Origin of the sequence: Kitasatospora sp. NPDC058492, from assembly GCF_042720685.1 — a bacterium.
In the GTDB taxonomy this organism is placed as follows: domain Bacteria; phylum Actinomycetota; class Actinomycetes; order Streptomycetales; family Streptomycetaceae; genus Kitasatospora.
On the sequence record NZ_JBHXMU010000003.1, the window covers coordinates 219728 to 245006 of the forward strand.

The 25279-nt window shown below is 72.2% G+C and carries 22 protein-coding genes and 2 rRNA genes; 6 read left to right on the forward strand and 18 right to left on the reverse strand.

Translation table 11 applies throughout. From position 1 onward, the window contains the following. Positions 1-69: 69 nt before the first annotated feature. The gene (gene dapD, locus ACFWPI_RS03685; RefSeq protein WP_063347584.1) at positions 70-1059 is read left to right on the forward strand and encodes a 2,3,4,5-tetrahydropyridine-2,6-dicarboxylate N-succinyltransferase; all 990 of its coding nucleotides are present in this window, start codon (positions 70-72) and stop codon (positions 1057-1059) included. Positions 1060-1187: 128 nt separating this feature from the next. Then, positions 1188-1427 (forward strand): hypothetical protein, encoded by a 240-nt coding sequence (locus ACFWPI_RS03690; protein ID WP_380371214.1) that lies wholly within the window; start codon positions 1188-1190, stop codon positions 1425-1427. Here ACFWPI_RS03690 and ACFWPI_RS03695 read toward each other — a convergent pair. From ACFWPI_RS03695 to ACFWPI_RS03720, 6 genes are all read right to left on the reverse strand, one after another. Continuing rightward, positions 1370-1993, reverse strand: coding sequence for a DUF6099 family protein (locus ACFWPI_RS03695; protein ID WP_380371212.1), 624 nt, complete (start codon positions 1991-1993; stop codon positions 1370-1372). The genes ACFWPI_RS03690 and ACFWPI_RS03695 overlap by 58 nt on opposite strands. 165 nt (positions 1994-2158) lie before the next feature. After that, positions 2159-2524, reverse strand: a complete 366-nt coding sequence (locus ACFWPI_RS03700) for a nucleotide pyrophosphohydrolase (RefSeq protein ID WP_380371284.1) — start codon at positions 2522-2524, stop codon at positions 2159-2161. A gap of 69 nt (positions 2525-2593) precedes the next feature. Further along, positions 2594-3946 (reverse strand): AAA family ATPase, encoded by a 1353-nt coding sequence (locus ACFWPI_RS03705; protein WP_380371210.1) that lies wholly within the window; start codon positions 3944-3946, stop codon positions 2594-2596. A 94-nt stretch (positions 3947-4040) separates the two neighbouring features. Beyond that, complete coding sequence (locus ACFWPI_RS03710; protein WP_380336962.1) at positions 4041-4871, reverse strand: putative RNA methyltransferase; 831 nt, start codon at positions 4869-4871, stop codon at positions 4041-4043. 170 nt (positions 4872-5041) lie between these two features. After that, a complete protein-coding gene (locus ACFWPI_RS03715; protein ID WP_380371207.1) occupies positions 5042-5848 on the reverse strand; it encodes a RimK family alpha-L-glutamate ligase in 807 nt (268 codons plus the stop codon). After that, positions 5845-6816 (reverse strand): RimK family alpha-L-glutamate ligase, encoded by a 972-nt coding sequence (locus ACFWPI_RS03720; RefSeq protein ID WP_380371204.1) that lies wholly within the window; start codon positions 6814-6816, stop codon positions 5845-5847. Before ACFWPI_RS03720 ends, ACFWPI_RS03715 begins: the two co-directional genes overlap by 4 nt. Positions 6817-7118: 302 nt before the next feature. Between ACFWPI_RS03720 and ACFWPI_RS03725 the strand changes: the two genes are divergently transcribed. Continuing rightward, positions 7119-7988, forward strand: a complete 870-nt coding sequence (locus tag ACFWPI_RS03725) for a GNAT family N-acetyltransferase (protein ID WP_063347590.1) — start codon at positions 7119-7121, stop codon at positions 7986-7988. Between the two features lie 74 nt (positions 7989-8062). Here ACFWPI_RS03725 and ACFWPI_RS03730 read toward each other — a convergent pair whose 3' ends face one another. The 4 genes from ACFWPI_RS03730 to ACFWPI_RS03745 form a co-directional block, all read right to left on the reverse strand. Beyond that, entirely contained in the window at positions 8063-8485 is a 423-nt protein-coding gene (locus ACFWPI_RS03730; protein WP_063347591.1) for a hypothetical protein, read from the reverse strand. Then, positions 8482-8718: a toxin-antitoxin system HicB family antitoxin gene (locus ACFWPI_RS03735; protein WP_063347592.1), complete on the reverse strand. Its 237-nt coding sequence runs from the start codon at positions 8716-8718 to the stop codon at positions 8482-8484. The genes ACFWPI_RS03730 and ACFWPI_RS03735 overlap by 4 nt, the downstream gene beginning before the upstream one ends. Before the next feature lie 173 nt (positions 8719-8891). Next, positions 8892-11573, reverse strand: a complete 2682-nt coding sequence (locus tag ACFWPI_RS03740; protein WP_380371199.1) for a collagenase — start codon at positions 11571-11573, stop codon at positions 8892-8894. Positions 11574-11810: 237 nt separating this feature from the next. Continuing rightward, the gene (locus ACFWPI_RS03745; RefSeq protein ID WP_380371196.1) at positions 11811-12770 is read right to left on the reverse strand and encodes a LysR family transcriptional regulator; all 960 of its coding nucleotides are present in this window, start codon (positions 12768-12770) and stop codon (positions 11811-11813) included. Positions 12771-13148: 378 nt separating this feature from the next. Here ACFWPI_RS03745 and ACFWPI_RS03750 point away from each other — a divergent pair, with 378 nt between their 5' ends. Next, positions 13149-13346 carry a hypothetical protein gene (locus tag ACFWPI_RS03750; RefSeq protein ID WP_159398428.1) on the forward strand — a complete coding sequence of 66 codons (198 nt, stop codon included), beginning with the start codon at positions 13149-13151 and terminating at the stop codon, positions 13344-13346. Positions 13347-13516: 170 nt separating this feature from the next. Here the strand turns inward: ACFWPI_RS03750 and ACFWPI_RS03755 are convergent, their stop codons facing one another. Together ACFWPI_RS03755 and ACFWPI_RS03760 are read right to left on the reverse strand one after the other, a co-directional pair. Then, complete coding sequence (locus tag ACFWPI_RS03755; RefSeq protein WP_380371281.1) at positions 13517-14863, reverse strand: class I SAM-dependent RNA methyltransferase; 1347 nt, start codon at positions 14861-14863, stop codon at positions 13517-13519. Positions 14864-15246: 383 nt separating this feature from the next. Continuing rightward, positions 15247-17316 carry an APC family permease gene (locus tag ACFWPI_RS03760; protein ID WP_107452862.1) on the reverse strand — a complete coding sequence of 690 codons (2070 nt, stop codon included), beginning with the start codon at positions 17314-17316 and terminating at the stop codon, positions 15247-15249. A gap of 229 nt (positions 17317-17545) precedes the next feature. On the opposite strand from ACFWPI_RS03760, the gene ACFWPI_RS03765 reads away from it, so the two are divergent. Beyond that, on the forward strand, positions 17546-18214 hold the full coding sequence (locus ACFWPI_RS03765; RefSeq protein WP_063347597.1) for a TrkA family potassium uptake protein: 669 nt from the start codon (positions 17546-17548) through the stop codon (positions 18212-18214). Then, a complete protein-coding gene (locus ACFWPI_RS03770; RefSeq protein WP_063347598.1) occupies positions 18214-18885 on the forward strand; it encodes a TrkA family potassium uptake protein in 672 nt (223 codons plus the stop codon). The genes ACFWPI_RS03765 and ACFWPI_RS03770 overlap by 1 nt, the downstream gene beginning before the upstream one ends. Positions 18886-18992: 107 nt before the next feature. Here ACFWPI_RS03770 and ACFWPI_RS03775 read toward each other — a convergent pair whose 3' ends face one another. The 6 genes from ACFWPI_RS03775 to ACFWPI_RS03800 form a co-directional block, all read right to left on the reverse strand. Continuing rightward, complete coding sequence (locus ACFWPI_RS03775; protein ID WP_244293354.1) at positions 18993-19808, reverse strand: DUF3159 domain-containing protein; 816 nt, start codon at positions 19806-19808, stop codon at positions 18993-18995. Positions 19809-19810: 2 nt separating this feature from the next. After that, positions 19811-20218, reverse strand: a complete 408-nt coding sequence (locus tag ACFWPI_RS03780; protein ID WP_063347599.1) for an OB-fold nucleic acid binding domain-containing protein — start codon at positions 20216-20218, stop codon at positions 19811-19813. A 66-nt stretch (positions 20219-20284) separates the two neighbouring features. Then, positions 20285-20965 carry a response regulator gene (locus ACFWPI_RS03785; RefSeq protein ID WP_033351413.1) on the reverse strand — a complete coding sequence of 227 codons (681 nt, stop codon included), beginning with the start codon at positions 20963-20965 and terminating at the stop codon, positions 20285-20287. Between the two features lie 109 nt (positions 20966-21074). Next, complete coding sequence (locus tag ACFWPI_RS03790; RefSeq protein WP_380371189.1) at positions 21075-23663, reverse strand: ATP-binding protein; 2589 nt, start codon at positions 23661-23663, stop codon at positions 21075-21077. 240 nt (positions 23664-23903) lie between these two features. Then, positions 23904-24020, reverse strand: a 5S ribosomal RNA gene (gene rrf, locus ACFWPI_RS03795). Between the two features lie 87 nt (positions 24021-24107). Further along, positions 24108-25279 (reverse strand): 23S ribosomal RNA (locus ACFWPI_RS03800); the annotation flags it as partial.

Here is a 25279-nt window from a genome sequence, read left to right on the forward strand (position 1 = left end):
GACCGGCGGCCGCGTCCGCACGACGGGCGTGTTCGGCAGCGGAGCCCCGCATTGGTTAACGTGCACGGTGTGACTGCTGAATCGACCTCCCTCCCGAACGGGGCCGTGGCCGCCGGCCTGGCCACCATCGCCGCCGACGGCACCGTCCTCGACACCTGGTTCCCCGCCCCCGCCCTGGCCGCCGAGCCCGGCCCGGCCGGCACCGTCCGCCTGACCGCCGAGCAGGCCGAGGCCGAACTCGGCGCCGGCGCCGCCGAGGCGCTGCGCGCCGACGCGCGCCGCGGCGTCGAGGTGGTCGCCGTGCGCACCACCATCGCCTCGCTCGACGAGAAGCCGCTCGACACCCACGACGTGTACCTGCGCCTGCACCTGCTCAGCCACCGCCTGGTCAAGCCGCACGGCCAGAACCTGGACGGCGTCTTCGGGCTGCTCGCCAACGTCGCGTGGACCAGCATCGGCCCCGTCCCGGTGGACACGGTCGAGCAGGCCCGCCTCGCGGTCCGCGCCCAGGGCGGCCAGCTCGCCGTGTACGGCATCGACAAGTTCCCGCGGATGACCGACTACGTCGCCCCGTCCGGCGTGCGCATCGCCCACGCCGACCGCGTCCGCCTCGGCGCCCACCTGGCCGTCGGCACCACCGTGATGCACGAGGGCTTCGTCAACTTCAACGCCGGCACCCTCGGCACCTCCATGGTCGAGGGCCGGATCAGCGCGGGCGTCGTCGTCGGCGACCACAGCGACATCGGCGGCGGCGCCTCGATCATGGGTACCCTCTCCGGCGGCGGCAAGCAGGTCGTCTCGGTCGGCGAGCGCTGCCTGCTCGGCGCCAACGCCGGCATCGGCATCTCGCTCGGCAGCGACTGCGTCATCGAGGCCGGCCTCTACGTCACCGCCGGCACCCGGGTCACCACCCCGGACGGCACCGTGGCCAAGGCCGTCGAGCTTTCCGGCCAGGACAACCTGCTGTTCCGCCGCAACTCGCAGACCGGCGCCGTCGAGGTCATCGCCCGCTCCGGCTCCTGGGGCGGCCTCAACGCCGACCTGCACGCCCACAACTGACCTGCGGGACCACGCCATCGGGGTCCGGAGCCGACTCGGGCTCCGGACCCCGAGTGCGTGCTCCGGCTTGCGGCGGGGGGCGGGTCCCGCCGCTTCACGCCGCACTACCGATCCGAAGAGGTCCCGTCATGTCCCAACCAACTGCCACGCCGCAGCTCCCGAGCAGCCCGGCGGGCTCGGCCGCCGGCACCTCGTCCGGGCCCGCCGCGCAGAAGAGCCTGCTGGAACAGATGCAGGAACTGCTCGCCTCGGTGTCCGCGGATCTCGCCGAGTTGCAGTCCTCCGGCATCCGGGAGGACGGCCCGGCCACCTATCCCACCGGTACGGACACCTCCTCCGACGCTCCCGCCACGCCAGGCACCCGATAGTCCGGCGCCTGCTCCTCCCCCGTCGGCCCGCCCTCGTCCGGCGGGCCGAGCCGGACCACGAGTAAGGGCGAGCCCCGCTCGGCCGGCGCCCCGCCGAGCACCGCGCCCTCCTCTTCCTCCAACCTGCCCGCCGTCTTCCACAGCCGCCCGGCCAGGTCCTTGCACTCCGACACCGCGTCCACGCCGTCGATGCACGTCCAGTAGAGGCTCTCGGTGTCGGCCCCGCAGGCCAGCACCACCAGCGTCTCCCCGACGTCCCGCAGCAGCCCGTCCAGCGCACCCAAGGTCGGTGCCAGCTCGCCGAGTTCGGTGAGCCGCCCGGCCCGGCCGCCGCTCAGCACGGCGGCCCTGACGACAGAGCGTTCCAGGCAGACCGCCGCGTGCGCCGCGGCCTCGGACAGCTGCTGCCCCAGCCCGGTGAGCTCGTCGTCGTCCAGCTCCGCCAGCCTGGCCCCCACCGCCTCGGTGAGCAGCGCGGCCTGCCGCGCCTCGGCCAGCACATCCGGTACGTGCCTGGCCTCGGCCAGGGCGTGCCGGGCCCTCTTGATCAGTCGCAGCGCCTCCATGGCCGCCACTCCTTCCGCTCGCTGTCGCCGTGGGACCACGACCGCCGGAGGGGCGGTCAGGTGGTCACGGCGAAAGCGTGCGGCGAAGTCGGCGAGGCCGCATCCGTCATCGGGAAAGCTGTGGACAAGTCCGGGGCTGTGGATAACTCCCGTCCCTCACAAGTATTATTCGTCCACGTCCGGGTTGACACCCGCCCCGTCCGGGTCGGCGTCCGCCGGTCCGTCCGGCACCGGGAAGCGGAGCTCGTTCCGCTCGATCTTGGCCGCGAGGGCCTCCAGCGGATCCACCCCGACCACCGTGCAGAACTGCACCAGGTACGCGAGGACGTCCGCGACCTCGTCCCGCACCCGGTGGGCCCGCTCCGGCTCGGACATCACCACGGCCGCCTGCTCGGGCGTCAACCACTGGAAGATCTCCAGCAGTTCGCCGGCCTCCACGCTCAGCGCGGCCGCCAGGTTCTTCGGCGTGTGGAAGGGCTCCCAGCGCCGGGCCGCCGCGAAGTCCGCCAGCCGCTGCCGCAGGGCCTCCAAGGTCGGCCCGGTGGGCCCGGCCGGTTCCCCCGGCCTCGTCACTCGTTCGTTCACCCGTCCAGGTCTACCTCACCCGTCCGCCTCGTCCGCCCCCGGGTCCGCGCCGTCCCCGCGCCCGCACTGGGCCGGCACCCGGGTCGTCTCGGGCCGCAGCACGGTGTGCCCCGAGTCCGGGTCGCGCCGGCACTCCACCAGCACGGCCGCGCCCGACCGCGGTTCGGCCGCGCCGAGCGCCTCCCGCGCCGCGGCCGGCTCCTGAAGCGCGGCGAGGACGCGCAGCTGGTTGCGCCCGGACATGTCCCGGGCCAGCCGTAGCAGTGAGGCGGTCTGTTCGGTGGCGAGCCCGGCTCCGAGGTCCTCGGCGAGCACGGTGAGCTGCCGGTGCGCCCACGGCACCTCGGCGGCCACGTCGAGGTCGAGCACCCCGGCCCCGGTGAGCAGCACCGCGGCGAACGCGAGGTGGCGCAGCATGCCGTCGGAGGCCTGGTCGGCCCCGGTGCGCCCGAGGACGCCTTCGTCGAACACCGCGAGGACCCGCTGGTCGGGCCCGCTGCCGCGGTGGGCGAGGGAGAGTCCGAGCAGCGGGTGCGGGGCGGCGGACTGGACGGCGCGCAGGAGCTGCCCGTAGCGGCGCGGGCATTCGTTGCCGAGCCGGGCGAGGACGGCGGAGATGTTGGCGGCGTTGCTGCGCAGCCGGGCCTGCGGGTCGGGCCGGGCCCAGCCGCGCATGAGGGCCGGGACGGGGTGGACGGGGAAGACCTCGCGCAGCGCGGTGAGCAGGTCCTCGGTGGCGGCGAGGACCTGCCGTTCGCCCGGGGAGGAGCCGGCCACCCGGAGCGGCAGTTGCGCGGTGATCATGGTGCCGCTGGGGAAGGGCGCCCGGATGTCGCCCTGGCGGGTGTCGTTGTGCCAGCAGACGTTGACGCGCCGCTTGCGGACGTCCTGTTCGCCGGTGTCGACGAGGGTGCGGCCGTCCAGGGTGAGCGATTCGCGGGCGATCCGCACCGGGCCGTCGGTGCGGACGACGACGTCGAGCCGGATGCGGCCGTGCGGGGAGCGGACGGTGCAGCCGAGGATGACGGCGTCGCGCCCGTGCGGGACGCACCCGGTCAGGCCGCCTCGGACGGGTTTGGCCAGGGGGCCGGTACGGTCGGGCAGTCCGTCGAAGGAGTCGGCGATCTCCTCTCCGAGGGCGAGCCGGGAGAGCACGGCCAGTGCGTCGAGGGCGTTGGACTTGCCGACGCCGGCGGGCCCGTGCAGGACGGTGAGGGGCGCGAGCGGCAGGACCGCGCGCCGGTAGGACTTGAACGAGGTGAGCCGGAGCTCCTCGACGGTGGGACGTGTTACGGATGGCCGATCGGGCCCCGGGGCGCTCGGTCGGGGGTGGGCCGGCGCGGCGGGCCGGGTGGCGTCGCGGTTCACCCGTCGGACGTTAGCCGCAGGCCGGTCGGCAGAAACGTGCCTGCTCAGCAGATTCATCCCAACGTGGCGGCCACACCCCGCGCGCGCCCGACGTTCAGCGCCGGTAGGCGGCCACCGTCACGGAGGCGGTCACCTCGACCGGGTCCGGCAGCTCCGCGAGCGCGGCGGCCAGGCGGTCCGGGTCGGTGTGCCAGGCGCTGGGGCCCATGCCGACGACGGTGCGCACGTCGTCCGGGCCGAGCCGCAGGGTGAACTCGACCTGCCGCTGCCCGGCAGGGGTCAGGTAGGGGCCGAGCTTCTCGTCGATCCGCCGCTGCTTCTCCTCGTCGACCGACAACAGGCCCAGCGCGCCGACGAGTTCGCGCAGGTGGCGGGCGGTGGGCGAGACCAGCAGCAGGGTGGCGCCGGGGCGCAGCACGCGGCGGATCTCGGGCCCGTTGCGCGGGGCGAAGACGTTGAGCATCAGCCCGGCGGAGGCGTCGCGCAGCGGCAGCGGCCGCCAGGCGTCGCAGACCACGGCACCGATCCGGGGGTGGGCCTTGGCGGCGCGGCGCAGCGCGAACTTGGAGATGTCGAGGGCGGCGCCGACGCGGCCGGGCAGGGCGTCGAGGACGTGGGCCAGGTAGTGGCCGGTGCCGGCGCCGAGGTCGGCGACGAGGCCTTCGGGGTCGGCGGCCGCGGCGGCCTCGGCGAGGGCGTCGGCGATGGGCCGGTAGTGGCCGGCGGCGAGGAAGTCGGCACGGGCGGCGACCATCTCGGCGGTGTCGCCGGTGCCGGTGTGGGCGTCGCCGGCGAGGAGGCTGACGTAGCCCTGTTTGGCGAGGTCGAAGCTGTGGCCGGCGGGGCAGCGCAGGGCGCGCTCGTGCCGGGTGAGGGCCTGCGCGCAGTGGGGGCAGGCCAGGTAGTGCTCGATGTCCTGCAGCAACGTTCCGTCTTCTCTCGCCGTTCAGCCCGGGTGCCCGGGGGTTTCGCGGGTCCGGTGGCCCTGAGTAACCAGCCTAACGACCCCGCCCGACCCCGACGGCCTGCCCGGCCAGCCGACCTCGCCCCGGGTCCGCCGACCCCGCCCGACCCCGCCCGGCCCCGCTGCCCGGCCTATCGGCCCCACCCCTGCGCGGCGCGCCCGCGCCCGCGCTCCGCCGCAACGCGCAGGGCGAGGGTGGCGAGCGCCTCGGGCGCGCCGGGCCGGCCACGGATGCCGGGGAAGGCGTTGACGTCGACGATGACGGGTTCGGCGGGCCCGTCGAGCAGGTCGACGCCGTAGACGTCGAGCCCGAACACCTCGCCGACGCGCAGGGCGAGGGCGGCCCGGTCGGCGGGCGGTTCCCAGCCCTGCCCTTGCCCCGACTCCCCTACGCTGTCGGCGAGTTCGGACCGCCGCTGGGCGGCGAATACCTGCCGGTCGATCACCCACAGCTTCTGGTCCCAGCCGGTCCCCGGGACGAACGGCTGGGTGACGACGGGCTCGTCGGGCCAGCGCGCGACGAGTTCGCGCAACCGGGCCGGGCCGTCGACCCGGGCGACCAGGTCGTGGCGCCGACTGTGCCGACTCTTGACGACGAACGGGTAGGCGGGATCGGCGAGTTCGGCGATCCGCCCGGCGTCGCGGGTGGCCGCGAAGGGCAGGTCGGCCGCGCGCGCGAGTTCGGCCATCCGCACCCGGTCCTGACAGAGTTCGGTGGCCGCGGCCGAGTTGATGACGGGCGCCCCGCGCCGCTCCAACTCTTGTGCGAGTGAAAGGGATCGACGGGTGTGGGCCTTGAGCAGATAGACGTCGGCGAGCGCCGGCCCTGCCGGTCCAGCAGGGTCGACGATCGTCACCTCGTGCCGGTCCGCCAGCAGGGCGGCGGTCGCCGCGAGCACCGGGTGTCCGGGGTCGGCGGTGATCAGGCCGATCCTCATATCGCCCCGCCCAAGCCAGACCCGCCCAAGCCGGCCCCGTCAAAGCCAGCTCCGTCAAAGCCGGATCCGCTGAACTCTCCACCACCGAAGCCCAGTTGCCCGTACCCAGCGCCACCACCCGCCGGCACCAGTGCGGGCGCGGGCGCCGACACGGCCGTACCGCTGCGCGCGAGCCGCAGCACCGCCCGGGCGACCCTGGCGACCGCGTCCGGCACCTGGCGGAAGCTCGGGAAGTCGTTGATGTCGACTACCACCGGCCCGTCCGGCCCGAGCAGCACGTCGACGCCGTACAGGTCGAGCCCGAACACCTCGCCGACCTGCGCCGCGATCCGCGCGACCTCGCCAGGCAACGGGACCTGCCGTTCGCGTACGCCCTGCCCGGGGTGGAGCGGGGAGGAACGTTCCGTCGCGAAGAGCTCGCCGTCGACGCAGTACACCTTGAGGTCGGTGCCGGAGTTGGGCACGTAGGGCTGGGCGATCAACAGCCCCTCGTCGGCGAGTTCGGGGCCGAGGCCGAGGAGGTGGTCGGGGCTGGGCACGAGCCGGACGGCCCGCCCGGAGCTGCCGTCGGCGGGCTTGACGACGAGCGGGTACTCGGCGGCCGGGATCTCGGCGAGCCGTTCCCAGCGGGCGGTGGCGTAGGTGACGGGGACGGGCAGGCCGCGGGTGCTGGCGATGACGGAGGCGAGCGCCTTGTCGCGGACGCCACGGATGGAGCGGACGTCGTTGACGGTGGTGAGGCCGACGGCGGCGGCCGCGTCCAGCAGGGTGAGCCCGGGCCCGCCGGAGACGGTCTTGAGCACCCAGGCGTCGTGGCTGCCGGCCCGGATCGCCTCGGATATCGCCATCAGCGAGTCCCCGGGGCGCAGCACGTCCACCCGGTGCCCCCATGCGGTGAGCTGGCGTGCCACGTCGAGCGGCATGCCGTCGTGCCGGTAGTGCTCCTCCACCAGAAAGCAGAGCCTCATGGGCCTGTCTTCCCCCCTTGCCAAGCCGAGTGCGGACGTCCGCCGTCCCCCTTCGGCAGAGCTGTAAAGGCATCAGCATGCCACGCGGTATACGCACAAGATCGCTGCGAGCCGGTAAGCGTTCAGCAACAATCAGGCGCCCGCACCGCCCCGGCCCTTCGCCACCCCCGGCACGAAGCACCGCCGCCGCCCGCCATCACCCCCGGCACGAGGCACCGCCACCGTCCGTCACACCGTCACCGGCGCCCCCGGCACGAAGCCCGGGAACAATGCGGTGGCGGGCCGCCGACGCCCCTGCTTGGATGCACGCCGTGACTTCTGTTGATCATGCCCCCGACCACTCCCTCCTCGACGCGATCGAGCGCTACTACGACGCGGTGCCGCGCAGCGCCGCGCGGACCGAGGACTTCGGCCCGCTGACCCTGTTCGTCCGCGAGGGCGCGGGCTGGCCCTACTACGCCCGCCCCACGCTCGACCACGACGGCCCCGCCACCACCGCCGAGGACGTCCTGCGGGTGCTGGCCCGCCAGCGGGAGCTGGGCGAGCCGGAGGCCTTCGAGTGGGTGGCCGAGCGGAGTCCGGAACTGCGGGCCGCGGTGGAGGCGGCCGGGCTCGCGGTGCACGAGCACCCGCTGCTGGTGCTGGGCCCGCAGGACGAGCCGGCCCCGGCGCCCGAGCTGCCGGAGGAGGTGCGGGTGGAGGTCCTGGGCGCGGATGCGCCGGAGCTGGCGTCGGCGGTCGCCGTTCCGCACCTGGCGTTCGCCGAGCCGGGCACCGGTGTGGGCGCCGTGGGTGCGGCCGAACTGGCCGAGGCCGCAGGGCGGTTGACGGCAGAGGGCGCGGTGGAGCGGATCGCGCGGCGGATCACCGACGGCGCCACCGTGCTGGCCGCCGCGGTGGAGGACGGTTCCGCGCTGTGCGCGGGCCAGCACAATCCGGTGGGCGCGGTCACCGAGGTGGCCGGGGTCGGGACGCTGCCGGTCGCGCGGCGGCGCGGGCTGGGTCTGGCGGTCACCGCGGCCCTGGTCGCGCACGCGCGGGCGAACGGCGTGCGGACGGTGTTCCTGTCCGCCGCCGACGAGGAGGTCGCCCGGATCTACCGCCGGGCGGGCTTCCGCCCGTTCGCGACGGCCCTGATCGCCGAGCCGGCCCCGGACCGGCCCGGCGACTGACCCCCCGACCACACCAACGAGAGCCCTCAGGAACGGACGACGAGGACGACGCGACCGGGCAGGAGCCCACCCGGTCAGTCGTCGTCCTCGTCCTCCGCCCCGCTGACGCCCTCCCCCTCGGCCTCGTCGACGACCCACCCCGCCAGCCGTTCGGCGACCCCGGACACACCGAGCCGCCCCTCCCGGATGGCCCGGGCGAGGCTGCGCACCTCGCGGGCGGTGGTGGCGACGGTGCAGCCGCTGGCGACGAGGTAGGCGTAGGCGGCGGCGGTCGCGTAGAGCTCGTTGGTCTTCTCCAGGGCCGGCACCCGGATCAGCTGGTGCATCAGGGCGGCGGCGCGGTCCTGCGGTTCGGGGTAGACGTCGATGTCGAAGATCTCGGCCTGGTGCCGGGCGACGGCCGCGAGCAACGACCCGTAGTCGGTGACCTGCGGGTCACCGGGCGTGTACTGCTCGGCGGTCATGAGCAGCCACGAGAGGTCGACCTCCAGCTTCAACGGCGCACGTCCTTCAGGTCGCCCGGCTCCGCGAACTCGGCCAGGAAGGCCGTCTCGTACTCCTTCATGAACTGGGCGGCGGCGTCGACGAAGGCCCGCCCCGCCTCGCCCATGTCCTGCTGGACCAGGCGCTCGATGTACTGGTTCATGCTGATCCCCTGCTGCTCCGCCCGTTCCCGGGCCATCTCCGCGGTCGTGGCGTCCACCCGGACGTTCAGCTGCTTCTTACCCATGAATCTCAAGCTAGCGCTGAAGTGCTAGCACAACAAGGGCGCACGCACACCGGACGGAGCGCCCACCCCCACGGACGTGCCCCCCACGGACGTTCCCTGCACGGACGCCAGGCGGCCACGCCCGCGGCAGGGTGCCGCAGGCGTGGCCGCCCGGGAGCGAACGCGGGTCCGGATCAGAACTGGGTGCTGACCGTCACCCCGCTGAAGTCCGTGCTGGCGTAGAGGCTGATGTAGCGGTAGCCGGCCGTCGGGTTGGTGACGGTGATGCTCTGCGTGCTGCCGGCGTTGGTGGAGGAGGCGGTGAAGGCGTTCGGCGAGGCCCAGGTGTCCGCGTTGTAGTACAGGTACGCGGTGCCGGTGCCGCCGGAGGTGCTGATCTTCAGGGTGCTGACGCCGGCCGGCAGGTAGACGTACAGGTAGTCGAGCCCGCCGGCGGTGGCGGTGAGGTTGGACCGGGAACAGTTCTGGCCGAGCGCGTCGGTGCGCGGGTCGATGCAGGTCGGCAGGGTGGTGCCGCCGCCGGTGCCGGTGGTGACGGTGACCGAGGCCGGGGTGCTGGCGGTCCTGCCGGTGGCGTCGGTGACGGTCAGGGCGACGGTGTACGTGCCCGCGGCGGCGTAGCCGTGGCTCGGGTTCCGCTGGTCGGAGGAGGTCCCGTCGCCGAAGGTCCAGTGCCAGGCGGTGATCTGGCCGGGGCCGGTCTGGACGGACTTGTCGGTCAGCGTGACGGTGGCGCCGTTGACGGCCTGGCCGAACAGCGCGGTCGGGCCGGCCGCGTAGCAGGCGCCGGCGGCGCAGCCGTCGAGCCAGGCGTCGAAGTCGGCGTCGTAGCCGGTGCCGATGCCGTTGTAGACCGCGTAGCCGCCCTGGTAGTCACCGGTGCGGAAGTGGCCGAGCATGGCGTAGACGTCGGCCGGGTGCTTCTCGAACATGTACCGGACGGCGAGGTAGCCCCACGGGTAGGTGCGCACCGAGTCCGAGTTGCCGTACGTGTTCTGGAAGACGGTGCTGAGCTTGTAGGTGTGCTTGGCGGCCTCGGCCATCGCCTGGGTGTCGGTGGTGCCGCGGTAGGCGTAGGACTCGTACTCGGCGACGCCCTCGATCCACCAGATGTCGGGCACGGAGATCTCGGTGGAGAAGTTGCCCTTCATGTCGTAGATGCCGTCGAGGTAGTGCGTGTACTCGTGGTTGAGGTTCCACACGTTGGCGGTGAAGCCGTCGTTCCACGACTTCTGGTACATCACGCACACGGCGCGGTTGTTGGGGTCGGTCGGGTCCATGACGGTCTGGCCGCCGTTGTCGGTGGAGTTCCCGAAGATCGCCCAGGAGTAGTTCAGGTAGTCGGCCTGGTTGGCGAAGACCGCGAGGGTCATGTTCTTGCCGTACGGGTTGACCGGGCCGTTGTCCTTCACCAGGTTGTGGAAGAAGGTGTCCTCGCCGCGCAGGCTGGTGCAGACGGCGGCCAGGTCGGCGGGCGACAGCGACTCGGTCAGGATGGTGCGGTTGTCGCAGACCAGCTGGTTCGGCAGCACCGCCGCGGTCAGCTTCGCCGGCAGGTCGCAGGTGCCGTAGTACGAGCACTGGCCGGGGTCGAAGGCGTTGGCCTGGTAGGCGGTGTGGACGTACAACGGGCCGGTGACGCCGGTGATCTGGGCGCCGTCGAGCACCGCCTTGACCTTCCCCTTGACCGCGGCCTCGACGACGGGGCCGTCGCCGGCCATCCGGCCGAGGTCGTTGCCGGCGTTGACGTCGAGGTAGGCGTTGGCGGTGCCGAGCAGGTCCTTGTGGTTGAGCGCGAAGTCGCCCAGGACGGTGCCGATGCTCGGGTCGGCGCCGACCGCGCTGACGAAGTCGCTGTTCCAGTTGCCCCGCCACAGCGGCGCGGACAGCACGGCGTTGACCGCCTTGAGCATCTTCGGGAAGGCGTTGTACGAGTTGTTGTAGCTGGTCAGCACCTGCTTGTAGACGCCCAGGTAGCTGCCCTGCACGTTGGCGCTGTCGGTCAGGACCAGCACCTCGTTGAGCACGGTGCCGTTGTTGTCGGTGACGTCGGTCCAGTGCCGGCCGGCGAAGAAGGCGTCGAGCCCGGCCTTGGAGGCACTGGTGAGCGCCGCGTCGTAGGGGCCGACCGCGTCCGCGTTGTTGGACTGGACGTAGTACCCGGCCCGCAGGAAGAGCACGAGCTGCAGGATGCCGGTGGAGTTGTCCCCGGTGTAGTTCGCCGCCAGGCCCTGGTAGGCGTTGGCGACGGTGAGCATCTGGGATTCCTTGAAGATCCTGCCCGCGTCGGTGCCGGTGACGTTGAACAGCGTGTTCACGCAGTCCGTGGTCGAGCCTTCGAGGAAGGAGACCAGGTCGGCACCGCTGCGCCCGCCGAAGTCGGCGGGGGTGCAACTCGGCGCGGCGACACCGGCCGTACCAGCGGCGGCGCGGGCCGTACCAGCGACGGCACCGGCCGAACCGGCAGCGGCACGGGCGGAACTGCCCGGCTGGGCCGCGGAGTTGCCCGGCTTGGCCGCGGGCGCGTGCGGCTGGGCCGGACGGGGCGCGGTCTGCACGGCGGTGCCGGCCGGCTGGCCCATCACGACCTGGCCCAGCAGCGCCGGCGGCAGCGGCTTGGCGGCGGGGGCGGCGGCCTCGGAGGGATCGGCCGCGAGGAAGGCCCCCAGCGGCTTCGGGACGGCCGACGCGGCGTCGGCCGTCGCCGGGGCGGCGGCGGACGACCGGGCGCCGGCCGGCGGCTGGGCGGCCGGTCCGGACGCGGCGAGCGCGGGGACCGGCAGCAGGGTGGCGGCGGTGGCACAGCCGGCGACGACGCCGGCCATGAGCGTGGGGAGGGGTATGCGAAGGCGCACTGCGGGGTCCTTCTCCTGTGGGGGAGGCGACTGGACGACTGCCGAGGCATGGGGGAAGTCGACGTGATCCTGCCATCGGGCGACCCGCCAGAACAATGTCACAGGTCATATGACATCTACCGCGTCCGGCATAACACCGCCCCACCGGGACCGCCCGCCCGCCCCCGCCTCGCACCACGGCCTGACCCGGCCTCTCCACCGCCGGACCCGACCGTCCCGCCCCCCGACCCGGCCTCCCTACGGCCGGACCGGCCGGTACGTCCGCGCCGCCCAGGCCTGGAAGGTCGGCGAACTGGCGATCAGGTCCCGGTAGGCCGCGGCCGCCGCGCCGAACAGCGTCTCCACCACCTCGCCGCTCACCCCGACGGCCCGCCAGGCCAGCAGGTGGCGGACCCAGATCGGCGTCCCGGCGAGCGGCTTGACCACCACTTCGGCCAGCGGCCTGGTGGTCGCCTGGACGACGGAGATCCCGAGCCCGGCGGAGATCATCTCCTGCAGCTCCAGCCGGCCGCCGAGGAACTCGTGGACGGTCGCCGGGGTGAAGCCCGCCGCGGCGCAGGCGCCGTAGAACACGCCGTGCCAGCCGGCCCCGTCGTCGGGGGTGAGGAACCAGTCCTCCTCGGCCAGGTCCACCAGGGCGATCTCGGTGCGGTGCCGGAGCCGGTGGCCCGCCGGGAGTGCGACGAAGGCGGGCTCGGTGACGATGCCGCGGTGCGCGACGGCCGGCGAGTGGCGCAGTTCCCGGCCCGGGTAGTCGACGGCCACGGCGGCCTCCGCGTCGCCCTGCTCCAGCAGGTCGACGATGTCCGACGAGCGGTAGACGGAGGTCACCGTGAAGCGCTGGTCGGGCCGCTGGTGCCGGGCCCTGGTGACCAGTCCGGGCAGGATCGGCGAGATGGTCGCGGCCAGGCGCAGCTCCTGGCGGGCCGGCTCGCCGGGGGCCGCCGGGCGGCGGCCGAGGCAGTCGGCGCGGGTGAGGAGGTCGCGCGCGGCGGCCACCACCTCGACGCCGAAGCAGGTCGGCGCGACGCCCACGGCCGTGCGCTCGAACAGCGGCGCGCCCAGGTGGCGTTCGATCCGGCGCAGTTGCGTACTGGTCGCGGGCTGCGAGGCGCCGAGCAGGACGGCGGCCCTGCCGACGCTCCCGGTGTCGGCGATGGCGCACAGCACGCGAAGGTGCCGCAGTTCCAGCTCCATGACCCTCCCCCTCACGCAAGGGCCGCACCCTCCCGGCCGACCGCTCCGGGCGGGAGGGTGCGGCCCCGGCGGTGGCTGTGCAACAGCACACATGACATGTCGGCCGCTCACCTTCGCCCCGCGCGAATCACCTCGTCAAGCCCCCTCCGGGAGCCGAACGGCGGCGCCGGCAACCGCCTTTACCGGCGCATTGCGTCCCCCTGACCACTCCCTGACCCACACCCCGGCGACCGCCCTGCCCGCACCCGCCACCCCGCCCAATGCCGCCCGACGCCGCCCCGCCGGGGCGAGCGAGACTTGAAGAGTTCTTCACCTTCCGAGACTCTGAACTCTCCTGAGCGTTCCGCGGAGCGGCACCGACCGGTCTGGAGGCCGGCAATGACAGCCATGTTCGACCAGGAGCTGCGCGAGCAGCTCGCCCAGGCCCGCCGGGACCTCGCAGCGGCCCGGGCCGAAGGGGACGCCGACGGCGTCCAGGCGTACGAGGGCCGGATCGCCGGACTGCTCCGGCTCGCCGCCCAGCACGGGATCGACCTTCCGCACAGCGCCGACGAGGAGGAGCACAACCGGCCCTGACCGTCCCGCACCGGAACGGCGAGGAGGCGGCACCCGCGTGAACGGGTGCCGCCTCCTCTGCCGTCTCCTCCGACGAACTCCCCCGAACTCCCCCGGACTGCCTCTGACCGCCCCGAACCGCCTCGAACGCGGTCAGAGCCCGTCAGTCAGCACCCCGGAGGGCCGCCGGGTCACTTCCCGATCGGCTCCAGGATCGTCACGCACTCGAAGTGGTGCGTCATCGGGAACAGGTCGAAGGCCCGCAGCGAGACCGGCCGGTAGCCGCCCTCGCGGAAGAACGCCAGGTCCCGGGCGAGCGCCGCCGGGTCGCAGGCGACGTACGCGATCCGGCGCGCCTCCAGGCCGACCAGGTGCGCGACGGTCTCGCGCCCGGCGCCCGAGCGCGGCGGGTCCAGGACGATCAGGTCGGTGGCGGTGATGCCGGTGCGCGGCAGCAGCGTCTCGACGCGGTCGCACTCGATCCGCACGTTGTCCAGCGCAGCCAGGTTGTGCCGGGCGTCGGCCACGGCCTGCTTGGAGGACTCGATGCCGAGCACCGCGCCCTCCTCGCCGACCCGGTCGGCCAGCGCGCCCGCGAACAGGCCGACGCCGCAGTACAGGTCGAGCGCGTTCTCGCCCCACTGCGGGTCCAGGCCGTCCAGGACGGCGTCGACCAGGGTGTCCGGCGCCTCGGGGTGGATCTGCCAGAAGCCGCCGTTGCTGACCCGCCAGGTCCGCCCGATCGCCCGCTCGCGCACGAAGCTGCGGCCGTGCACGCGGTGGATGTCGCCCTGGTCGTCCACCCGGGCGATCGACACCGGCTTGTCCAGCTCGACCAGCGGCAGCTGGGCGCCGGGACGCGGGGTGAGCACCACCTGGCGGTCCGAGGAGCCGCTCGCGGCGATCACCTCGACCGAGGCGATGCCCGGCCAGTCGCGGGCCTCGATGCCGAGTTCGGTGACGCCCTCGGCGGCGATCAGGCAGCGGTCCACCGGCTGCACGTCGTGCGAGCGGTGCTTGCGCAGGCCGACCTTCCCGGTCTCCTGGTCCACGGCGTACTGCACGCGGGTGCGCCAGGTCGGCACCTGCCCGGCCGGCAGCTTGCCGCCGACCGGCTCGACGCTGCCGTCCCAGCCCGCCTCGGCCGGGGTGAGCCCGGCCAGCTTGGCCAGCTGCTCGGTCAGCACCTGCCCCTTGAGCTTGCGCTGCCCGCCCGGGGTGACGTGCTGCCAGTCGCAGCCGCCGCACTTGCCGGGCCCGGAGAACGGGCACGGCGGCGCGATCCGCTCCTTGGCGGGCTCCAGGATCTCGACCGCGTCGGCCCGCAGGAACCGGGAGGTGGAGGTGCCCTCGGTGACCAGTGCGACCACCTTCTCGCCGGGCAGCGCGTGCCGGACGAACAGCACCCGGCCCTCGTGCCGGGCCACGCAGTGCCCGCCGCCGTGCGCGACCGGGCCGACCTCGACCTCGTAGCGCTGGCCGGCCAGCGGATCGCCGGTCGGCGTCTCGGGCCGCGCGGCCCGCGGCGCGGTGCGCAGCGCCTTCGGCGGCCGCACCGCCTGCTTGCGCGGCCGCTCCCCCGGCGTGCGGGACGCCTGCGCGCGGGATCCCTGCGCGCGGTCGCCCTTCGGCGCGCCGTCCTTGGAGCGCTCGCCCTTCTGCGTGCGCTCGGTCTTCGGCGCACGGTCGGTCTTCTGCGTACGGTCGGCCTTCGGCTTCCCCGTGTCGGCTTCCGCCGGACGCGCGGGAGCAGGCTCGCCCGGCGCGAGCGGCGCGGTCTGCGCGGTGAAGCCGTCGCGGTCGGTGGCGGCCGGGCGCACGGGCTTGCCCCAGCGCGGCCGGGCGACCTTGCCGGGGGCGGCGGCGCCCTTGCGGGCGCCCTTGCCCGAGGATCCGGAGGAGCGGGACGGGGTGTTGCGGGTCACTGGGCGGAGTCCTTGCTGCTGTCAGCGGTGGCGTCTGGCATAACGGGGACCTTCGACTTTACGGCCTTCGGCGCCCGAGGCTCGCCACGCCGGACGGCACCCGGCGCCGACCAGGCCTTCTGCGGCTTGCGCCGTTCGGAGGACTCCAGCTGCCACGGCACCGAGGTGACCATCACCCCGGGCTTGAACAGCAGCCGTCCCTTGAGCCGCAGCGCGCTCTGGTTGTGCAGCAGGTGCTCGTACCAGTGGCCGACCACGTACTCGGGGATGTAGACCGACACCACCTCGCGCGGGCTGCTGCGGCGCAGGTTCTTCACGTAGTCGAGGACGGGCCCGGTGATCTCGCGGAACGGCGAGTCCAGCACCTTGAGCGGCACCTCGATGCCGCGCTCGTCCCATTCCCGGCGCAGCGCCGCCGTGTCGGCCGGGTCGACATTGACGGTGACGGCCTCCAGGGTGTGGGCGCGGGCGAGCCTGGCGTAGGCGAGGGCGCGCAGCGCGGGCTTGTGCAGCTTGGAGACCAGCACGATGGCGTGCACCCGGGTGGGCAGCACCACGTCGTCCGGCTCCTCGGCGGCGGTGAGCTCCTCGGAGACCCGGTCGTAGTGGCGGCGGATGCCCTTCATCATCACGAAGAGCACGACCATCGCGGCGATCGCGATCCAGGCGTGGCTGATCTTGGTGACCAGGACGACGATCAGCACGGCCATGGTCATCACCAGGCCGAAGGTGTTGATCGCCCGGCTGCGCTGCATGTGGCGGCGCTTGGCCGGGTCGGTCTCGGTGCGCAGCAGCCGGGTCCAGTGCCGGATCATGCCGGACTGGCTCATGTTGAAGGAGACGAAGACGCCGACGATGTAGAGCTGGATCAGCCGGTTGGGGTCCGCGTCGAAGGCGATGACGAACAGGATCGCGGCGATCGCCAGCAGGATGATGCCGTTGGAGAAGGCCAGCCGGTCGCCGCGGGTGTGCAGCTGGCGCGGCAGGTAGCGGTCCTGGGCGAGGATCGAGCCGAGCACCGGGAAGCCGTTGAAGGCGGTGTTCGCGGCGAGCACCAGGATCAGGCCGGTGACGGCGGCGACGAAGTAGAAGCCGGGCGTGAAGTTGTTGAAGACGGCTTCGCTGATCTGGGCGAGCGCGGTCTTCTGGTGGTAGCCGGGCGAGGAGCCGACGAGCTGCTCGGCCGGGTTCTCGGCCATCTGCACGCCGGTGAGGCGGGCCAGCCAGATGATGCCCATGAACATCACCACGGCGATGCTGGCCATCATCAGCAGGGTGGTGGCGGCGTTCTTGCTCTTGGGCTTGCGGAAGGCCGGCACGCCGTTGGAGATGGCCTCCACGCCGGTGAGCGCGGCACAGCCGGAGGAGAACGACTTGAGCAGCAGGAACACCATGGCGAACCCGGCCAGCGATTCGTTGCCGGGGATGGCGGCGAGGTGGAATCCGGAGCTCTCGGCGGGCATGTCCTGGCCGAGCAGGAAGTGCCGGACGAAGCCGTAGCCGACCATACCGATGACGCCGATCATGAACGCGTACGTCGGGACGGCGAAGGCGGTGCCGGATTCGCGGACGCCGCGCAGGTTCATGCCCATCAGCACCACCACGACGATGACCGACAGGGTCAGTTCGTGGCCGCGCAGCGCGGGGACGGCGGAGACGACGTTGGCGACGCCCGAGGTCGTCGAGACGGCCACGGTGAGCACGTAGTCGACCATCAGGGCGCTGGCGACGACGAGTCCCGACTTGGGCCCGTGGTTGACGGTCGCGACCTCGTAGTCGCCGCCGCCGCTCGGGTAGGCGTGCACGTTCTGCCGGTAGGAGGCGACCACCGCGAGCATCACGATCGCGACGACGACGCCGATCTGCCAGGAGAAGTGGATCGCCGAGGCACCCGCCACGGAGAGCGTCAGCAGGATTTCCTCGGGGGCGTACGCGACCGAGGAGAGCGCGTCCGAGGCGAAGACGGGCAGCGCGATCCGCTTGGGCAGAAGTGTTTCGCCCAATTTGTCGCTGCGCAGGGCGCGCCCGATCAGGATGCGTTTCGGTAGGTCAGTCGGCATAGGCACGTTAAGGAATCGTAGGGGCTTCCCGGGCCGGGCTCCGCCGTTTGTCCCCCCCTTCGTCGCGACTGCGTTCTATGGACCGGCTAGCGTGTCGGATACGAGTCGGCGGGCAACACTCAGGTTGTGAGTCGGCGCCCCACGAGAACGCTCGCCCAGGGAAGCCGGGCGGGAAAGGGAGATGAACGGTGTTTGCGCAGGTCAAGAACCCTACGGGACGGGTGAGGTAGCGCCGGTGCACATCGTCATCATGGGCTGCGGCCGCGTGGGCTCGGCCCTCGCCAGAGCCCTGGAGAAACAGGGCCACTCGGTGGCCGTGGTCGACCAGGACCCGACCGCGTTCCGTCGGCTGGGCGCCGGGTTCAACGGGCGCCGGGTGACCGGCGTCGGCTTCGACCAGGACACCCTGCGCGAGGCGGGCATCGAGGAGGCCGGCGCGTTCGCCGCGGTCTCCAGCGGCGACAACTCCAACATCATCGCCGCGCGGGTGGCCCGGGAGAACTTCGGCGTGGAGAACGTCGCGGCCCGGATCTACGACCCCCGCCGCGCCGAGGTCTACCAGCGCCTGGGCATCCCGACCGTGGCGACGGTCCGGTGGACCGCCGACCAGATGCTGCGCCGACTGCTGCCGAGCGGCGCCGAGCCGCTGTGGCAGGACCCGAGCGGCGGCGTCCAGCTGGCCGAGGTCGCCTACGCCCCGGGCTGGGTCGGCCACCGCATCGGCGTGCTGGAGGAGTCCTCCGGCGCCCGGGTGGCGTTCGTCACCCGGCTCGGCGAGGGCGTGCTGCCCTCGCCCCAGATGGTGGTGCAGGAAGGCGACCTGGTGCACGTGATGCTGCGCCGGGGCGACCTGACGGCGGTCGAGGCCGCGTTCGCGCAGGGGCCGAAGGAGGAGGGTCACTGATGCGGGTCGCCATTGCCGGGGCCGGTGCCGTGGGTCGCTCGATCGCGGGCGAGCTGCTGGAGAACGGGCACGAGGTCCTGCTGATAGACAAGAACCCCAACTCCATCTCGGTGGAGCGGGTGCCCATGGCGGAGTGGCTGCTGGCCGACGCCTGCGAGATCACCTCGCTGGACGAGGCGGCGTTGCAGCGCTGCCATGTGGTGATCGCCGCGACCGGCGACGACAAGGTGAACCTGGTCGTCTCGCTGCTCGCCAAGACCGAGTACGCGGTGCCGCGGGTGGTCGCCCGGGTGAACAACCCGAAGAACGAGTGGCTCTTCAACGAGTCCTGGGGCGTGGACGTGGCCGTGTCCACCCCGCGTCTGATGTCCGCCCTGGTCGAGGAGGCGGTCAGCGTCGGCGACCTGGTCCGGCTGATGCGCTTCAGCCAGGGCAACGCCAACCTGGTCGAGCTGACCCTGGCCGCCGACACCGAGCTGGTCGGCACCCGGGTGGGCGACGTGGCCTGGCCGCAGGACACCGCGCTGGTGACGATCATCCGCGAGGGCCGGGTGCTGGTGCCGGGCAAGGACGACACCCTGGAGGGCGGCGACGAGCTGCTCTTCGTGGCCGCGCAGGAGCGCGAGGAGGAGCTGGAGGACCTGCTGTCGGCGTCCTCCGGCGCCCAGTAGGGCCGAAAGCGCGGACCGGACACGGGCGAGGGCCCGCACCCACCAGGGGTGCGGGCCCTCGCCCGTCGCGTGCGGGCCGGCGAGCCGGGGCTCCGGCCGGACAGGGCCTAGCGGGCCGGCTCCTCGTCGTCGTCGAACTGCGCCTTGATCGGCGGCGGCGCCTTGAGCAGGATCTGCCAGGTGACGTACATCGCCAGCAGCATCGGCGGGATGCCGAGGGCCACCTTGAGCCAGCCGAGCAGGTTGACGTTGTGGGTGAAGTACAGCGGGAAGAGGATCACCGGCTTGAGGCCCATGATCACCACCCAGGCCCAGGTCGCCTTGGTGTAGGCGGCGAACCGGCCCGGGTTCTCCTTGCGCCAGGTGAACATCTCGCCGGTGACCGGGCCGAGCATCACGCCGATCATCGGCCAGCGCACCAGGGCGGAGACCGCCAGCGCGATGCTGTAGCCGACGTTCCACAGCAGGCCGGGCAGGTAGAAGTCCTCGGCGCGGCCGCTCTTCATCGAGATCCAGGCGCCGAGGGCGACGCCGAACACCCCGCTGAAGGCGTGCTGGACGGTCTCCCGCCGGGCCAGCCTGGTCACCACGAACACCGCGCACAGGCCCAGCGCGGCCCAGGCGGCGGAGCTGACCTGGTGGGTGATGTTGAAGGTGACGATGAAGACCAGGCCGGGCAGCGTCATGTCGATCATGCCGCGCACGCCGCCGAAGGCCTGCAGGATGGTGTCGGCCGCTTCCTTGGAGGCGGCGGCCTTGCGGGCGGCCTCCTCGGCCGCGCTGTCGGCGGCCTCCTTGGCGACGACGGCCTCGCGGACGGCCGCGTCGGCCGCGGCCCCGGGTCCGTGCGGGCCGGGCGGCGCGTGGTGGTTCGCGGCCAGGTCAAGCTGGGCGGCGGACTCGCCGCCGGGCTGGTTGCTCACGCTCATTCGCTCCCGTGTCCGACCGGACGCAGCTCATAGCGGGGGTTGAACAGCACGCGGCGCCCGCGTGCGTGGCTGATCCGGCCGCTGGCGACGAGCCGGCGGCCCGGCTCTATGCCCGCGATCGAGCGGCGGCCGAGCCAGACCACGTCCAGCGCCTCGGTGCCGTCGAAGAGTTCGGCCTCCAGGGCCGGCACCCCGGCCCGCGGGCGGAGCGTCACCGTGCGCAGCGTGCCCGCCACGGTGACCAGCTCGCGGTCCGCGCAGCCGGCGATCGGCGTGCAGCCCGACTCCGCCGCGCTCTCCTGGCGCAGCTCCTCGGCCTGCAGCTCCTCGGCCGAGGAGGTCAGCCGGCTGAGCATGCGGCGGAAGCGCCCCTGCGGCTGGTCGCTGCTGTTGTCACCACTCATGTCGGAAGGGTACCGGTTTCCGCGCCCCCGGCGGCAGGCCGTACGGCCACCGGGGGCGCCCCGGGGTCAGCTCTCGAAGCGGTAGCCCATGCCCGGTTCGGTGATGAAGTGGCGCGGGTGCGAGGGGTCGCGCTCCAGCTTGCGCCGCAGTTGGGCGAGGTAGACCCGCAGGTAGTTGGTCTCGGTGCGGTACGCGGGGCCCCACACCTCCTGGAGCAGCTGGGTCTGGCTGACCAGCCGACCGGCGTTGCGGACCAGCACCTCCAGCAGGTGCCACTCGGTCGGGGTGAGGCGGACGTCGGTGCCGTCCCGGTTGACCTTCTTGGCGGCGAGGTCGACGGTGAAGCTCTCGGTGACGACCAGCGAGTCGTCCTCTCCCGCGACCGGCTCGGCGCGGCGCACGGCGGCGCGCATCCGGGCGAGCAGCTCGTCCATGCCGAACGGCTTGGTGACGTAGTCGTCGGCGCCGGCGTCCAGGGCCTCGACCTTCTCGTCGGAGGCGTGCCGGGCCGACAGCACGATGATCGGCACCCGGGTCCAGCCGCGCAGGCCGCGGATCACCTCGACGCCGTCCATGTCGGGCAGGCCCAGGTCGAGGACGACGACGTCGGGATGGCGGGCGGCGGCCAGTTCCAGGGCGCTCGCGCCGTCATGGGCCGCGTCGACCTCGTACTTGCGGGCCTTGAGGTTGATCACCAGCGCGCGGACGATCTGCGGTTCGTCGTCCACGACGAGGACCCGGGTCATTTACGGGCTCCGCCTTTCAGGGCTGTCGGACTTACGGACTGTGGGACTTGCTGAACATACGGATTGCGGAAGCGAGGAACGACAGGCCGGAGCGGCAGGCCACCGGCTGTCACGTGATCAGCCGCGACAGCGGATCGTGCCCGTCACCGGCCGCCTCCCCCGGTTCCGGCGGCCGCTCGGCCGCGGGCAGGCTGACGACCATGGTGAGGCCGCCACCAGGGGTGTCCTCGGCGGTGACGGTACCGTCCATCGCCTCGACGAAGCCGCGCGCCACCGCGAGCCCGAGCCCCACCCCGGCGCCGCGCGGCGCGTCCCCGTAGCGCTGGAACGGCGCGAAGATCCGTTCCTTGGCGTCCTCGGGCACACCCGGGCCGCGGTCCACGATCCGCAGCTCGACCCGCGCGGAACCGCCCGGCTGACGCAGCGCGTCGGCCTTGACCAGCACCTTGACGCCGTCCGGGCTGTACTTGACGGCGTTCTCGACCAGGTTGGCCAGCGAACGCTCCAGCAGGCCGCCGTCGGCCCGGATCATCGGCAGCGTCTCCGGGACGTCGAGGCGCACCGACTCGGGCGGCACCCCGCCGAGGGCGAACGGCACCACCTCGTCCAGGTCGGTCTCCTGGATCAGCGGGGTGACGGTGCCGGTCTGCAACCGGCTCATGTCCAGCAGGTTGTTGATCAGGTGGTCGAGCCGGTCGGCCCCGGCCTCGATGCCGGCCAGCAGCTCCGCCTCGTCCTCCGGCGCCCACTCGACGTCGGCCGCCCGCAACGAGGTGACGGACGCCTTGATCCCCGCCAGCGGGGTGCGCAGGTCGTGCGAGACCGCCGCCAGCAGGGCGGTGCGGATCCGGTTGCCCTCCGCCTCCCGGCGCGCCGCCGCGGCCTCCCGGGCCAGCCGGCGGCGCTCCAGCACCACGGCCGCCTGCGCGGCGAACGCCCCGAGCAGGCGCCGGTCCGCCCCCGGCAGCACCCGGCCGCGCAGCACCAGCGCCAGGCTGTCGCCGACCGGCACGTCCACGTCGGCCTCCTCCGGCCGCTCCGGCGGGCGCGGCCCGGCGGTGGCGACCGGCACCCAGGCGCCGAGCGGCTCCGGACGCTCCAGCAGCGCGGCGCTCTCCTGCCCGAAGGTCTCCCGGACCTGCTCCATCAGCGCGGTCAGCACCCCGTCCCCGTTCGGCGCGCCGCGCAGCACGGTACCGGCCAGCGCGCTGAGCGTCTGCGCCTCCGTCTGGCTGCGGGCCGCCTGGTGGGTGCGCCGGGCCGCCAGGTCGACCACGGAGGCGACCGAGATGCCGACCACGGTGAATATCGCCACCGCCATGATGTTCTGCGGCTCGTTGATCGTGAAGGTGTGGATCGGCGGCGTGAAGTAGTAGTTCAGCACCGACGAGGCGACCAGCGCCGACCCGATCGCCGGCAGCAGCCCGCCGACCAGCGCCGCGCACACCGTCAGCGACAGGAACAGCAGCATGTCGGTGGACAGGCCCAGCCCGCCGATCGCGGTCAGCACCAGCGCCAGCACCGGCGGACCCGCCAGCCCGATCAGCCAGCCCGCGATGGTGCGGGAGCGGCCCAGGTCGGTGATCCGGCGCACCGGCACCCGCCCGCGTCCGTGCCCGGCGTGCTCGTGGGTGACCATGTGGATGTCGATGTCGCCGGCCTCCCGGGTCACCGTGGTGCCGACGCCAGGCCCGTAGAGGTACTGCCAGGCCGGCCGGCGGCTGGTGCCCAGCACGATCTGGGTCGCGTTCACGCCCCGGGCGAAGTCCAGCAGCCCGGCGGCCGGGTCGTCGCCGAGGACGGCGTGGAAGGAGCCGCCGAGGCTCTCCACCAGGGCCCGCTGCTCGATCAGCGTCTGCGGGGAGCCGGTGCCCGAGAGCCCGTCCGAGCGGGAGATGTGGACGGCGAGGAGTTCACCGCCGGAGACACGGGCCGCGATCCGGGCCGCCCGCCGGATCAGCGTCGCCCCCTCGGGGCCGCCGGTCAGGCCCACCACGATCCGCTCCCGGGCCTGCCAGGTGCCCTCGATACCCTGCTCGGCCCGGTACTTCTGCAGGTACTCGTCGACCCGGTCCGCGGTCCACAACAGCGCCAGCTCGCGCAGCGCGGTCAGGTTGCCCGGACGGAAGTAGTTGGCCAGGGCCGCGTCTATCTTCTCCGGCGCGTACACGTTGCCGTGCGCCAGCCGCCGCCGCAGCGCCTGCGGCGACATGTCGACCAGCTCGATCTGGTCGGCCCGGCGCACCACCGCGTCCGGCACGGTCTCGCGCTGGCGCACCCCCGTGATGCCCTCGACGGCGTCGCCGAGCGATTCCAGGTGCTGGATGTTGACGGTGGAGATCACGTCGATCCCGGCTGCCAGCAGCTCCTCGACGTCCTGCCAGCGCTTGGCGTTGCGGCAGCCGGGGATGTTGGTGTGCGGCAGCTCGTCCACCAGCGCCACCTGCGGGCGGCGGGCGAGGACGGCGTCCACGTCCATCTCGGTGAACGCGGCCTCCCGGTGCACCAGCTGCCGGCGCGGCACGACCTCCAGCCCGTCGACGAGCTCCGCGGTGAGCCGCCGGCCGTGATCCTCCACGAACGCCACCACGACGTCCGTGCCACGCTGCTGTCGCCGGTGCGCCTCGGCGAGCATGGCGTACGTCTTGCCGACCCCGGGGGCCGCCCCAAGGTAGATGCGCAGCCTGCCTCGTCCCATGAGCACCATTCTTGATCCGGCTCTGCCCCGGGGCCACCCCCGGACACCTGTTCCCCTTCCCTTCGAGACTACGGCGTGAGCGGCGATTTTCCGCTGATCAGTGGACTGATCATGCGGTTTTAGCGACATATTGACGGCGCCCGCCCCCTCGGCCGGGCCGGCTTGAAAGCCTTCTGCCCTGTCTCCGGGAAATGCAAAAAGACCCCCTCCCAGAAGGGAGGGGGTCTTTTCGGAATAATTGTTCGGCGGCGTCCTACTCTCCCACAGGGTCCCCCCTGCAGTACCATCGGCGCTGTAAGGCTTAGCTTCCGGGTTCGGAATGTAACCGGGCGTTTCCCTCACGCTATGACCACCGAAACACTATGAAACTGTCAACCGCACCAACCCCGTAGCCAAACGGGTTGGGGTCGTTGTTTCAGAACAACACAGTGGACGCGAGCAACTGAGGACAAGCCCTCGGCCTATTAGTACCGGTCAACTCCACCCCTCACAGGGCTTCCATATCCGGCCTATCAACCCAGTCGTCTACTGGGAGCCTTACCCTCTCAAGGAGGTGGGAGTGCTCATCTCGAAGCAGGCTTCCCGCTTAGATGCTTTCAGCGGTTATCCCTCCCGAACGTAGCCAACCAGCCATGCCCTTGGCAGGACAACTGGCACACCAGAGGTTCGTCCGTCCCGGTCCTCTCGTACTAGGGACAGCCCTTCTCAACACTCCTACGCGCACAGCGGATAGGGACCGAACTGTCTCACGACGTTCTAAACCCAGCTCGCGTACCGCTTTAATGGGCGAACAGCCCAACCCTTGGGACCTACTCCAGCCCCAGGATGCGACGAGCCGACATCGAGGTGCCAAACCATCCCGTCGATATGGACTCTTGGGGAAGATCAGCCTGTTATCCCCGGGGTACCTTTTATCCGTTGAGCGACGGCGCTTCCACAAGCCACCGCCGGATCACTAGTCCCTACTTTCGTACCTGCTCGACCCGTCAGTCTCACAGTCAAGCTCCCTTGTGCACTTACACTCAACACCTGATTGCCAACCAGGCTGAGGGAACCTTTGGGCGCCTCCGTTACTCTTTAGGAGGCAACCGCCCCAGTTAAACTACCCACCAGACACTGTCCCTGATCCGGATCACGGACCCAGGTTAGACATCCAGCACGACCAGAGTGGTATTTCAACGACGACTCCACAACAACTGGCGTTGCTGCTTCAAAGTCTCCCACCTATCCTACACAAGCCGAACCGAACACCAATATCAAGCTATAGTAAAGGTCCCGGGGTCTTTCCGTCCTGCTGCGCGAAACGAGCATCTTTACTCGTAATGCAATTTCACCGGGCCTATGGTTGAGACAGTCGAGAAGTCGTTACGCCATTCGTGCAGGTCGGAACTTACCCGACAAGGAATTTCGCTACCTTAGGATGGTTATAGTTACCACCGCCGTTTACTGGCGCTTAAGTTCTCAGCTTCGCCTGGACGAATCCAAGCTAACCGGTCCCCTTAACGTTCCAGCACCGGGCAGGCGTCAGTCCGTATACATCGCCTTACGGCTTCGCACGGACCTGTGTTTTTAGTAAACAGTCGCTTCTCGCTGGTCTCTGCGGCCACCCCCAGCTC